Raw genomic sequence first — 11,599 nt, 5'->3', positions numbered from 1 at the left:
CATGGCCATCAATGTCATGCAGACGAACGGCGACAAGGACGCCTTGCGCGGCAAGTTCCAGAAGGCCGCCTGGGACAACGCCTATCTCGCTCGCCTCCTGGCACTATTCTGAAGTGCGATTGCCCTGGGTGGGGAAGTTTTACCAGCGCCTGATGCGGGAGGTGCCGCAATCGGTCCGAAGCTGCGCAACGCCTGGTACTCGGACGGCGTTACCCGCCCGTCGCGTCGGCACTTATTTTCCGTCACCTGACGGAAAATCTTCCCGGCCACCCGATTCGGGTTGTCCACAGACCGGCGAAATATCCTCTGGCATTTTGTAGGAGCCCGAGTCGCCCACAGGCCGCCCCTGGCATTTTGTAGGTGAGGACTGGCATTTTGAAGGGAAGCGGAGATGGACCCCAAAACAGGAAATCAATGATTTAGCGAGTTATCCTCTGGCATTTTGTAGGATATGCTAATAAAGATATACAAATAGCCTTTCTAGTAGCTGTCCCTTCAAAATGCCAGAGCGACAGGTGTGGACAGAACTGGCATAGTCACGGACATGGGAACGCTGCATCACCTCATCACAGAAGCAGGCCGACAAGGCGCACTGGACTTCGGCATTGTGCGCGCGGAGGTCGAAGCTGCCGCCGCTTATATGGCGGATGAAGAGGGGGGGCTCAGCTTTCTGTACAGCGGTTGGTGCCAGACCGCCCTTCCCCATCGCAAGCTGCCCGATGCCGACGGATGGCAAGTCGAAAGCGAGCGGATGACGCTGATCGTCGAGCCCGGAATGCGGCCAGGGTCCGCTGGCAAGCCGGTTTCAATCGGCGTTCCTTACGGCTCCAGGGCGCGGTTGATCCTCATCTTTTTGCAGTCCGAAGCCATCAAATCGCGGTCGCGTGAAGTCGAACTGGGAGGCAGCCTGACGGCTTGGCTCGCGAGGTTGGGGATTCCGCTCGGCGGAACAAGCATGGCCTCCGTGCGGAACCAGGCGGAGCGCCTGAGCCTTTGCCGCCTCACCTTTCGCGTGCGATCGGACGGCGCGACCGGACTGCTCAACCAGAGCATCGTCGACACAGCCCTGTTTCTGGACGAGCCGGATGGGCCCCCCGGCAAGCGGAAGCAGTTTACGGAGCGCGTGACCCTGTCCGTCGGTTTCTTCGAACAGCTTCAAAAACACCCGGTTCCATTGGAGGAAGCCGCCATCAAGGCTGTTTCGAACAACTCCATGGCGCTGGACGTCTATGCCTGGCTGGCCTACCGCCTGCATGTCCTGCGCGGCGACAAACTGGTCCCCTGGCGCGCGCTGATGGCACAATTCGGCGCCGGGTTCGGGAGGCTGGACAACTTCAGAGCGCGCTTCCTGCCAAACTTGCACTTGGCGTTATCGGTTTATCCGGAGGCCAAGGTCGACGTCGGAGACCAGGGCGTCATGCTCCACCCTTCCCCGCCGCCAGTTGCGCCCGCCGCCAAGGTCCGCATGCTGGCGCGGTAGTCCGGCCTCCTTCAAAATGCCAGGGCTTCCGCCGCCTGCGGCCGGGAGGTGTCGGCCGCAGAGATTAGCCACAAAGCCGGACTGGCTTCGGGGTACCTTGTATCCGCTCCTGATGCGGCTGGAGCAGTGTGGATGGCTGGAAAGCCGACGGGAAATCGAGGATACGCAAGCCCTGGGTAGGCCGAGCCGGCGCTATTAAGGGGTTCCGGTAGCAACCGGAACAAAAAGCTCGACTCAGCCTCCCTGGAGAGGCGGCGCACAGGGGCCAGCCCTGACCGAGGGTGGCGGCGGTGCAGAAAACCACCCTTGGATGCACGAACCGAAGCGTTCGGGCCGTCCGCAGACATCAGACCGTTGCAGGGCATAACAACTCATGCATCAATCTGTATCCAACACATCATTGGCGAGTTAGTTTTTATTATATAGAAACGTTATGGCGCAGCGGCGCACAAGATTCTCGGTCGCCGCCGCTTCGAACAACGTGAAACCGTCTTGGCCGGTCAAAAGTTCAGCCGGGGATTGTTTCCTATCTGACGCAATGACCCCCGACGTTCCGATGACGGGGGCCGCTTGCGAAGATGTCTGCTCGACAGCAATGGCCGAGCTTCACATGAAGGTGGAATTAGTTGCCGGTGTTACGAGAGCCGGCAACGGTGAAAACTCGGTGGAGTCATGCTGATGTTCGCACCCTCCTCGATCGTGACGGGCAAAGCCTGCGCCCGGGTTGGTCGTTTGTCAATACAAACAGGTATGCTTCCGTTTCGACTCTGGCTGATCGCCTCGGGATCGAAGACGAGGCCACGTTGAAGTGAGACCGTCCGGAACGTCGTGTCGTTGGCTCTGGCCGAGACGCTATCCGCCCCGCTTCGCCTCGGACGGGCTCGCCTCTTGGGACACGGGGGAGGCAGGGCCAAGCGGCCCTGCCAGCACATAGCCCGTGCTGCGCCCGCCCTTCCGGTTCGGCACGAGCACACCGCGGCTCACCAGGTCGGCAATGTCACGCTGCGCGGTGTCGGCGGACACGGCATTGATGGCCGCCCACTTCCGCGTCGTCATCAGCCCCTCCCACTCGTCCAGCAGCTTCGCGAGCGCCTTGCGCTGGCGGGCGTTGACCGGCTCCACCGACGGCCAGAAGCGGGCCACCTCGATGACCCGCCGTGCCGTTCTCTCGGCGTCGCGAACAGCCGTCTGATGGCATTGCAGGAACCACAGCAGCCATGGCGTGATGTCCAGGTCGCCGCGTTGCGCCTGCTCCAAGGCGGCGTAGTAGCCCCGCCGCTGGCGGAGGATGGCGCTCGACAGCGAGTAGAACCGCTGGCCGCCAGGCGGCTCGGCGCGGGCGATGGCCATGTCCATGATGGCCCGCCCGATCCGCCCGTTGCCGTCGTCAAAGGGGTGGATGGTGACGAACCAGAGGTGGGCGATGGCAGCCCGCAGCAAGGCGTCCAGATCCTCCGCGTCGCCGTTGAACCAGGCGATGAACCGCTTCATCCCCGCAGCTACCCGGTCGGCTGGCGGGGCCTCGAAGTGAACGCGGGGCGTCTTGCCGCCGCGGTATGTGGCGGAGACGACCTGCATCCGGCCACGGGCATCGGTCCGCCAGCGGCCAACGTCAATCGGCGCCTCGAGCGAAGGCCGCATGACGGCAAACAAGGCCCGGTGCCAGCTGAACAGGCGTTCCACGGTCAGCGGCTGCCGACAGTTGCGCGTGGCGTCCAGCACCATCCCGGCAACGCCTTCCACCCGGCTGTCCCGGGGCGTCAGCCCGTCGTCGGGCAGGCCCAGCCGCCGGGCAATGGATGAGCGGACGCTGGCCGGGGGCAGGGCTTCGCCCTCAATGGCGGATGTCGCGACCGCATCGTCGGTTGCCGCCGTCAACTCGGCCTGCTGGCGCGTCGCCAGGCCCGCGGCCGCCATCGTGCCAATCAGGCGCCCATGCAGGAAGCGGGCATCGGCAACCGCCGGAAGCAGCCGGTCGGCGCTCCACCGGAACCGCGGCCAGTCCGGGTGTTGCCAGATAAAATCGGCCAGATGAGCCTCCAATCGCCGCCAACCGGCGGCGGTCATGTAGGCGGGCCGTGGCGACGACGTCAACAATCACCGCATATATGCGGCGGTTATGCGGACCATGCGGCGAATAGAGGGGTCATTTACGGGAGGGGACGGAATCCCACGCCAAGCCCGGCGCTAGGGTGTTACGCAGTCACGGGCAAGTAAGAGGGTAACGGCTCCCGGCTGCCTTGCTCCGCGTGAGCGGTGCAATGGTCTGCTGTCAAATTTCACCGTCAACGGGTGACGATAACCTGCGACAATCTTGCGACAAACTTGATACCGTAGGTGAGCCAAACTTGACTCCAGCTTGGGTCAAACTCGATGCGTCCACCGAAGCTGCTTTGGCACCCGATCCCGAAACCCGGACGCGAGTGGCCTGGATTGCGTCAGCAGTCCATTGGTCTGTCAGTCACTCCTGCCGCTCCTGCGGTTTTCATTCAACCGCTATATGACGGCCACCAATGGCGTGCCATGACCGTTGACCTCGACGCATGCCCCGGTGGAACCCGGTCGACCAACTGAACATAACCCGGTCGGGTGGCGGTCGCTCGCACCGAAAGGTGCCTTGGTATGTAGACGCCCCACTCTGGCCGTCCCACCAACTGCCTGGCATGTGCCTTGTTCGTCCCGCCATTTCCCGACTTTTGTCCCGCCATGTCCCGACCTTTGTCCCGGGCATTGGCCTTTTATGCGCCTGGCATTTCCCACGAAGCACCGGCTTCAGCCCGTTGTTTCCCGGATTCTGTCCCGGCCTGCCACCTGTGCCTCTACGCTGTCCAGTTCCTGCCGTGGTTTGGTTGCCGCTGCCGATTTCGTCCGGACAGGCGTCCGGGTTTCGTCCGGCTGTCCGTCCGGTTTTCGCCGAATTTCGCCGGGTTTATAAAAGAGCGGTATTTGGCATCAGACCATTGCACCGCTCACGCGGAGCAAAGGCAGCCGGGAGCCGCTGTGCTCCCGTCCGTTACTGGGGTCATTTACGGGAGGGAGCGGAATCCTACGCTAAGCCCCGAAGCGCCGGATGATGACGACCTGCGGTGCGGCCGCGATGACTCACAGACCGGCCCGCCACCGTACGGCATCAGGTTGCTCGTTTCCACGGCAGTCTTCTCGGCGACGGCAAGGATGGCGATGGATTGTGCAATGAGCGCCAGGCTTTCCTCCCGGACAAGCCAGACATCACGCAAGCAGGAACGCAGCCGCGCAATCTTCGTCACGCTGTCAGAGATGAGCACATAGGTGGCATTGATCAGCGGGGGGGGGGTGGATCTGCGGCATCGAGAGCGTCCAATTCACGCCGTAGCTGATCGCGAACAGCGATATGCACCACCTGTGTCTCCTTGAAGATGGCGAGGATTCGTCTTGCTTGGGCCGTGTCGTGGCCATCCCGCTCCAGTTCGGCGACAATCTCCTGCTGGCGGACGATGTGATGCTCACCGAGGACAATGTGCTCCCCAGCTTGTGCCAAACGCTGTCGTAGCATCTCCCGGTTCATGCGGTATGTAGCATCCTACGGCGCACTCAGGCACCACGGCAAGAAGGGGCCGGGCTTAGCGTAGGATTCCGCCCCCCCTCCCGCAAACGCTCCCATCGAGAATGGGCAGCGAGGTAGAGCACGCCGAGGAAAAAGCGGGCAGTCTGATCGCCGGAGCGCTGCATCTCCCTTTGGCTGTTTGCCGAGGTACCCCGCGCTCCGGCGAGGTTGGTGGGCGTTAACCGCTGTGTGCGGCAGCAGCCGTGACCTGCCCATGCCCGGGAGGGTTGGGGCCTGGCTGGGCGTTGGCGGTGGAGAGGCCACCGAAGGCGTTAAAAACAGGGGAGTTCAGCCCTTTGCCCTGAACGGTGAACGCGGTGATAACTCCCCCGCCGGTCTGTCCACCAGAGACCTGCTCCAGCTCGGCATCCGTCAGTTCATGCATCACGGTCCTTTCCCCTTCTTTGTGGAAGCCACACTGTGATCCATTGAACCCATGCCGTGCAATTATGCCCCGGCATCAGGAACCGACAGACCCTTGGCTTTGTCGCGGAACTGAAGAGTTTTGCGACAGACCTCGGTCCAACGGACTCCAAACATTGCTGACGAAATGCGCGCATGCCGGCCGCTTCCATAAGTGATCGGGAGTGCCTGTTCCTTGCCGATCTGGACGATGCCGCGCCCGCCCAAGCTGAAAACTCCCGGCACGCACTGAAGAAGCGTGAACCACGAGTGTACCACTCGATAACCTCAAGCGTACTCGGCGATAACCAGAAGTGTACCACAGGCGTACCAGACGATAACCCGATGTGACCCCGGAAAAGTATATTTCTAAAATACCATGGCAGCCTTCGGCTGCATGGTCGCTTCGCGGTTGACGAGCCAAACCTCCAGGCAGGATCATGGATTATGCCAATGGACAGCGAAGACCTGACCGATGCGGTGCTGGAGATGCGGGATGCGATCCACACCCTGACCGCCGGCTGCGGGGAACTGGCCAGCGCGATCGAGAACCAGACGAAGTTGCTGATCGAGATCAAAGAAGCGGTGACAGCCGAGCCGCAGGGGGAAAGCCCGATTGTTTCGTTGCTGAAGCGCATGGTGGAACTCAGCGAAGCCAACGCTGCTGCCTTGGCTCGCATTGAACAGGCGATGGCGCGGTAATGCTGCGCACGCGCACAGGCAGCGGCGGATCAGCGGCGTCCGGCGCTGCGAGTGCCAATTATGTGCTTCAGGAAGCGCTGCGACCGGAAAACGCTGCGCTGGCGCAATACTACGGGGCGGACATTGGCGCCGTCGCGCACGTCCGGGCGGACCTTGATCCGCAGCTTGCCGACCGGCTTGGCTTCGACACCAGCCGGCCACTGGACAAGCAGGAGATCGCGCATCTGCTGACCGGGCTGCGGGCGGATGGCGAAACAATTGATGGAAAGCAAATACAACGGCCGACGCGATCCGTATCAGAGGTCTTCGGTCTGACTGATGATGGCGTACCCCAAACCGCCGCAGTCGAACATATCCTGTCCGGCAAGCGTGCCGACGGCCAAGTGCCGGTCGACGCTGTGCCGGACAGGCTTTTTCGGACACGGTCATTGATGGCGCCCGCAAGCGCTTCCTGGCGGCCTATGGCGTGTCCGGCCGAGACCCGACGGCCGAACAGCTTGACCACATCAAGGCCGGCCGGATGGCCTCGGGCGTCACCGCCAACGCCGCAGAAGTCCAATGGAAGCTGGCGGCGACGAAGATGCCGACGGCATATCTGGAAATGGTCTGGTCGGCCGACAAATCCGTCTCCGCCGCCTGGGCCTTGGCCGGGACGGAATCCGAGCGCGCGCTGATCCAACATGCGCACCGCGACGCGACCGAATTCGCGATGGCCTATGCCACCGATGTTCTCGGCCACACCCGCCGCGGCGCCGATGGCGACCGGGTCGAGACCGGGGCCACCGCCTGGTTCTCGGTGATGCACTTCACCAGCCGCCCGACAGCGGAAATTGCCCGCACCGATGACCAAGGCCAGCCCTATACCGAGTGTCGCCCTGCCGCTTGTAGTGAGAATTTAAGTAGTTGAATTTCCAGGATAGACGTCTGCCGTTAAATTGAGAACTTGTCTTTTGGAATGAGAATTTGCCCTCTGGCCTGCTGTTTGAATTGAGAATATAAGCGCGCACGTTGCAGCAAGGTGGGCGCCCCATGATGGCCGACGATGGCGAGGAGGATCAGTCCGGTTGGGGTGAGGCGTGCCGCCGAGAGGCGGCGATCCGCGATCTGCTGGACCGCCACCCGGAGCGTCTCACGATCAACGCCGTCGAATTAGTGGCGTGCGAACTCGGGCTCAGCCGCCCCACCCTCTACCGCCTGATCGCCCGCTATCGCCTGACGCGGACCGTTGAAGGGCTCCTGGGGCCGGGTCGGGGGCGTCGCGAGGGAACTCGTGTGCTTGATCCGGATGAAGAGAAGCTGATCCGCCAGATTCTTGAAGAGGAATACCTAAAGCCCACTCGGCCGCCGTTCGAGTACGTCTTGGAGCGGATCCGAGGCGCCTGCCGGCGCCGGGGCTGGCCCCCGCCAACGTGGCGGACCGTCAAGGCTCGGTTGGACCTGATCGATCCCCGGGCCAAGGCGGTGCTCCGGAGAGATATCGAGGCGGTTCGGGCCACAGAGCCGACACCCAACGAGTACGCCAGCAGCCGGCCCTTGGAGATCGTCCAGATTGACCATACCCAGGTCGATGTCATCGTGGTCGATGAACAGAGCCGCGCGCCCGTCGGGCGCCCCTGGATTACCATTGCGATTGACGTGCTGACCCGCATGGTGACGGGCTTCCACCTCGGTTTGGAAGCCCCGTCCCGCGTGTCCGTCGGGCTTTGTCTTCTTCACGCCGTCCACGACAAGACCGCGTGGATGGCGGAACGAGGAATCGACGCGCCGTGGCCAGTCTCGGGCCTGCCCGAGACGCTGCATGCCGACAACGGATCGGATTTCCGCAGCCAGGCTTTCGTGCGAGCGTGCCGCAATCATGGCATCCGACTGATGTGGCGTCCGCCCGGACGGCCGCATTTTGGTGGGCACATAGAGCGCCTGATCGGCACGCAGATGGGCGCGGTCCATCTGCTGCCTGGCACGACCTTCAGCAACCCCCAGGAGCGGGGCGACTATCAGTCGTCAACGGCGGCCCGCATGACGCTGCGCGAGCTCGAACGTTGGATTGGCTGGGAGATCGCTGGTCACTACCACCAACGGGTCCATGGCGGTTTGCATCGCCCGCCCATAGCCGTCTGGCGCGAACATGAGGAGCGTCTCAAGCTTCGGCTGCCGGTTGATCGAATGCAGTTTTGGGTATCCTTCCTCCCCGAGGAGGAACGCGTCCTTCGGCGCGACGGTATTCACTTCTGCAACATCAGATACTGGGCTGATGCCTTGGCGGCGGACGTGGGTGGGACGAAAGGTAAGTTGCTGATCAAGTATGACCCGCGGGACCTCTCGCGGATATTCGTTCGCCGGGCGTCAGGTCGGTTCGTCGAGGCCCGCTATCGCAATCTCGGCTGGCCGGGCATCACGCTGAGCGAGCAACGGGCCGCCGTGCGGCAGCTAAAGGCGCAGGGCCGCCGCGAGATTGACGAGGAGATGATTTTCAAGACGACGCTCCGTCAGCGTGAGATCGAAGATACCGCGCGGCGGCAGACTGCGGCCAGTCGCCGCCGACGCGAGCAGCGCCCAGACGCGGCGCCGGCGGATCAAAAGGCCGACGGTCTCAAGGGTATCGACTCACGCAAGGCGCTTGGTGGCGACGAGGGGTCGGAGACCTGGCGTGACCACTGACCTATCCCATCTTACGCCTGCCGCGTCTCAGCTGCTCGCAGAGTCGAACGCCAACCGAGTCCGCGCCGTGCTGGCGGAGCGCTGGGTAAGCTACCCGCGCGCCGGCCAAATTTTACAAATACTTAACCGGCTGGTCGATCATCCGCGCACCACCCGCATGCCGAGCATCGCCATCTATGGCGACAGCGGCATGGGCAAGACGATGATCATGGAGAAGTTTCGCCGCGAGCACCCGCCGTTGTTCGACGGCCAGGCTGGGGTGGAGCGATCCCGGGTCTTGGCACTGCAGATGGCCGGGAGGCCCGGCGAGCGTCGCCTTTACGCGCAGATCCTGACCGCGCTGGGCGCCCCGCAGAACCCGCGCGCCGCGGTGGTCGAACTCGAGCAGGTCGCGCTCCGCCTCCTGCGGGCTGTCGATGTCCAGGTTCTCGTGCTCGATGAGGTCCATAACATCCTCGCCGGCACCTTCCGGGAGCAGCGCATCGTCTTGAATACGCTGAGGTATTTGAGCAACGAGCTCAAGCTGTCACTCGTCTGTTTTGGCGTGAACGAGGCCAGGGAGGCGATCAGCGGCGACGTGCAACTGGCGCGGCGGTTCGAGGAATTCCCATTGTCTCGCTGGTCGGCCGATGAGGGGTTCGAGAACCTGGTCCGCGCGATCGTCCGCAACCTTCCCCTGCGGCAGCCGACGGTTCTTACGGCTCGCGCCGCGCGAAGGATCCTGCAGTCGACCGACGGCGTCACCGCCAAGGTCTTCCGCATGCTCAATGACTTGGCGGTTGAGGCAATCGAGACCGGCACGGAGCGGATCACCGACGAGGCGATCGAGCGATGGCGTCCGGCGACGAACCATGAGAGCTCATTCGCTTGATCCGGCCCCTGCCCGTCTTGCTCCCGCCGCTGCCGGACGAGTTGTTGTCGTCGTGGCTCGGCCGTCACGCGACCTTCTATCGCGTCAGCGGCGGTCGACTGCTCCGGCATTGTGGCGTGGACGCTGGGTCGATGCGGAGCATTGATCTCGCTTTGTCCGCTCATGACCAACGCCAAATCGCGCGGACGTTCCGCACCGATCCCCAGGCCCTCCGGCGGATGACGCAGTCGCGTGGCCGCCGCCGTCCGGCTGGCCTGATCGCGACGGATCGGCCCATGCAGGTCTGCCGACGTTGCGTCATTCGCCACGACGCCACGCCCGAGACCCGAGGCGCCCGTTTGCGAAGCTGGATGGAGGGCTGGCGTGTAAGCTGCCCTGTGTGTGGCGCTCGCTTGGACGATTGTCGACCGATGAACATGCTCAACAGGGCGAACCCAGCCGATCCACTGCTCGCGAGGGTTGCCGAGCATGCCGCCGAAGGTGAGATGATCCTGGAGGAGGCCGTTCGCCGAAACCCGCAAGATGGTTCAGCCATCACTTTGATGCGGAGCCTGCTGCTGCCACGGGCGCATCCGTGGCAAGCATCCCCGACGGCGGATATCCCACGTCTGCTGAACGTGGTCATAACCGGATTCGACGACTTCCTGCGCGACACCAGCCCAGGGTTCCGCCGGCCTGGGACCCTCCTCCTGCCGATGAGCGTCCGCATACCCGTGTTGGCAGGGGTTGCCCGCGTGGTGCGCCGACCGTCCCACTGGACCGAGCGTCTCCTCCCCGCCGTGGGCGACAGCGCCCGGCCAGCATTGGCGGGCTGCCTCAGGGCACTCGGCGAGAGCTGACCATGCCCCACGGCCGGGGGACGGCCCGGTGAGCGGCCCGATATTCTCATTCTCTGCCGTAGAATATGAGAATATCCTGCCCTAAACTTCTCATTTCAAACGGCAGAAATGGGCGCGGGAGGGGATATTATCCATCCAAACGACAGCGCGACACACGCCCCTCTGGCGTGCGCGCGCAGGTTGCCCCATTGGGCGGCCCAGCCTGATTATTGCCTTGAACGACGACTTCTTGCAGGCCACGCAGCGCGCGGGTGCGACCGAGAACCTGCCCGGCCTCGCCTACAACCTCGTCCAGGTCTCGCGATGGGCAATCGACCAACCCTCGACCGTATCCACAGTGTTGTTGCCGAAGGTGCGCGCCGCGCTCGCGACCGCGTCTCCCAAGCTGCGGGAACGCGCCGCTTGGGTGTTCTGGGTGTGGATGGCCGGACAGAAGGACGAGACGTTCGATCACGCCGAACGCTGGCGCTCCCAGGTCGCGCCGGTATTCGGACGGGTCTGGCCGCTCGATGCGAATGCGCGAGATCCAGACGCATCGCGGAATCTGGTGAGGATGGCTTTGGAATCCGGCGATGCGTTCCCGGAGGCGGTGGAGGCGATCCGCGATGTTGTCGTGCCCTACGAGGTCGTGACGATCTCCGGATGGCTGCAAGGTGACCAGAGCCACCGGGAGGCCACGACCGGACATCCGCTCGCATTCGTGCGGCTGATGAACGCCGTGCTGTCCGCTGACGCGGCGGCGATCCCCCCCGATCTCGGCGCCGTCTTGGATGAGTGCTTGGCGGCCGATTCCAGCGTGGGTAGCGATTCCGCTCTCCTGCGTCTCGACGCATTGAGACGGCGCTCGGCGACCTAGTACACCTCGCCGGAAGTGGCGACTCCGTTGATGGGTGGCCCGGCGCGGGTGAGTCTGGTTTGCCACAGTCTGGCGGCAATCGCCGTGACCAGCCGCCGTCAGGAGCCGTTCTGGCGAGTCAGGAGCGGCCTGAATATGGCAGGCCACAGGCTCACGCCTCGCCCTGATTCACCGGAGCCTTCATGCCCCGTCTGACTGCCGCCCCGAT

General features: G+C 63.5%; 11 protein-coding genes and 1 pseudogene. 8 read left to right on the top strand and 4 right to left on the bottom strand.

Going from position 1 to position 11,599, the window contains the following annotated elements:
• Positions 1–544 precede the first annotated feature (544 nt).
• Positions 545–1,480, top strand: a complete 936-nt coding sequence (locus CCS01_RS12050) for a replication protein RepA (RefSeq protein WP_104519070.1) — start codon at positions 545–547, stop codon at positions 1,478–1,480.
• An 852-nt stretch (positions 1,481–2,332) separates the two neighbouring features.
• Here the strand turns inward: CCS01_RS12050 and CCS01_RS12045 are convergent.
• The 3 genes from CCS01_RS12045 to CCS01_RS12035 all read right to left on the bottom strand — a co-directional run bounded on the left by CCS01_RS12045 (position 2,333) and on the right by CCS01_RS12035 (position 5,448).
• Positions 2,333–3,547, bottom strand: a complete 1,215-nt coding sequence (locus CCS01_RS12045; RefSeq protein WP_104519069.1) for a Fic family protein — start codon at positions 3,545–3,547, stop codon at positions 2,333–2,335.
• 1,231 nt (positions 3,548–4,778) lie between these two features.
• The gene (locus CCS01_RS12040; protein WP_104519068.1) at positions 4,779–5,024 is read right to left on the bottom strand and encodes a hypothetical protein; all 246 of its coding nucleotides are present in this window, start codon (positions 5,022–5,024) and stop codon (positions 4,779–4,781) included.
• Between the two features lie 217 nt (positions 5,025–5,241).
• Complete coding sequence (locus tag CCS01_RS12035; RefSeq protein WP_104519067.1) at positions 5,242–5,448, bottom strand: bacteriocin; 207 nt, start codon at positions 5,446–5,448, stop codon at positions 5,242–5,244.
• 470 nt (positions 5,449–5,918) lie between these two features.
• Between CCS01_RS12035 and CCS01_RS12030 the strand changes: the two genes are divergently transcribed.
• Positions 5,919–6,167, top strand: a complete 249-nt coding sequence (locus CCS01_RS12030; RefSeq protein WP_104519066.1) for a hypothetical protein — start codon at positions 5,919–5,921, stop codon at positions 6,165–6,167.
• Positions 6,168–6,196: 29 nt separating this feature from the next.
• Here the strand turns inward: CCS01_RS12030 and CCS01_RS12025 are convergent, their stop codons facing one another.
• Positions 6,197–6,445: a hypothetical protein gene (locus tag CCS01_RS12025; protein ID WP_104519065.1), complete on the bottom strand. Its 249-nt coding sequence runs from the start codon at positions 6,443–6,445 to the stop codon at positions 6,197–6,199.
• 149 nt (positions 6,446–6,594) lie between these two features.
• Between CCS01_RS12025 and CCS01_RS12020 the strand changes: the two genes are divergently transcribed.
• From CCS01_RS12020 to CCS01_RS12000, 6 genes and pseudogenes are all read left to right on the top strand, one after another.
• Positions 6,595–7,074, top strand: coding sequence for a relaxase domain-containing protein (locus CCS01_RS12020; protein ID WP_104519064.1), 480 nt, complete (start codon positions 6,595–6,597; stop codon positions 7,072–7,074).
• Positions 7,075–7,196: 122 nt separating this feature from the next.
• The gene (locus CCS01_RS12015) at positions 7,197–8,825 is read left to right on the top strand and encodes a Mu transposase C-terminal domain-containing protein (RefSeq protein WP_104519063.1); all 1,629 of its coding nucleotides are present in this window, start codon (positions 7,197–7,199) and stop codon (positions 8,823–8,825) included.
• Positions 8,815–9,696: a TniB family NTP-binding protein gene (locus tag CCS01_RS12010; RefSeq protein WP_104519062.1), complete on the top strand. Its 882-nt coding sequence runs from the start codon at positions 8,815–8,817 to the stop codon at positions 9,694–9,696. The genes CCS01_RS12015 and CCS01_RS12010 overlap by 11 nt, the downstream gene beginning before the upstream one ends.
• Positions 9,693–10,064, top strand: a pseudogene (locus CCS01_RS36070) (TniQ family protein); the annotation flags it as partial. The gene CCS01_RS12010 and the pseudogene CCS01_RS36070, both read left to right, overlap by 4 nt.
• Before the next feature lie 42 nt (positions 10,065–10,106).
• Entirely contained in the window at positions 10,107–10,535 is a 429-nt protein-coding gene (locus CCS01_RS35160; protein WP_239992128.1) for a hypothetical protein, read from the top strand.
• Between the two features lie 214 nt (positions 10,536–10,749).
• The gene (locus tag CCS01_RS12000) at positions 10,750–11,391 is read left to right on the top strand and encodes a hypothetical protein (RefSeq protein WP_104519060.1); all 642 of its coding nucleotides are present in this window, start codon (positions 10,750–10,752) and stop codon (positions 11,389–11,391) included.
• The last annotated feature ends 208 nt before the right edge of the window (positions 11,392–11,599 follow it).

This window comes from Rhodopila globiformis (assembly GCF_002937115.1).
In the GTDB taxonomy this organism is placed as follows: Bacteria; Pseudomonadota; Alphaproteobacteria; order Acetobacterales; family Acetobacteraceae; genus Rhodopila; species Rhodopila globiformis.
Note: the sequence above shows the minus strand (reverse complement) of the source record. Positions and strands in the feature narration are given on the sequence as shown.

Bases quoted from the DNA above. Each gene is read 5' to 3' on its own strand.
- CCS01_RS12045 (WP_104519069.1), bottom strand. From the start codon at position 3,547: ATGACCGCCGCCGGTTGGCGGCGATTGGAGGCTCATCTGGCCGATTTT.
- CCS01_RS12050 (WP_104519070.1), top strand. From the start codon at position 545: ATGGGAACGCTGCATCACCTCATCACAGAAGCAGGCCGACAAGGCGCA.
- CCS01_RS12040 (WP_104519068.1), bottom strand. From the start codon at position 5,024: ATGAACCGGGAGATGCTACGACAGCGTTTGGCACAAGCTGGGGAGCAC.
- CCS01_RS12015 (WP_104519063.1), top strand. From the start codon at position 7,197: ATGATGGCCGACGATGGCGAGGAGGATCAGTCCGGTTGGGGTGAGGCG.
- CCS01_RS12035 (WP_104519067.1), bottom strand. From the start codon at position 5,448: ATGCATGAACTGACGGATGCCGAGCTGGAGCAGGTCTCTGGTGGACAG.
- CCS01_RS35160 (WP_239992128.1), top strand. From the start codon at position 10,107: ATGAACATGCTCAACAGGGCGAACCCAGCCGATCCACTGCTCGCGAGG.
- CCS01_RS12030 (WP_104519066.1), top strand. From the start codon at position 5,919: ATGGACAGCGAAGACCTGACCGATGCGGTGCTGGAGATGCGGGATGCG.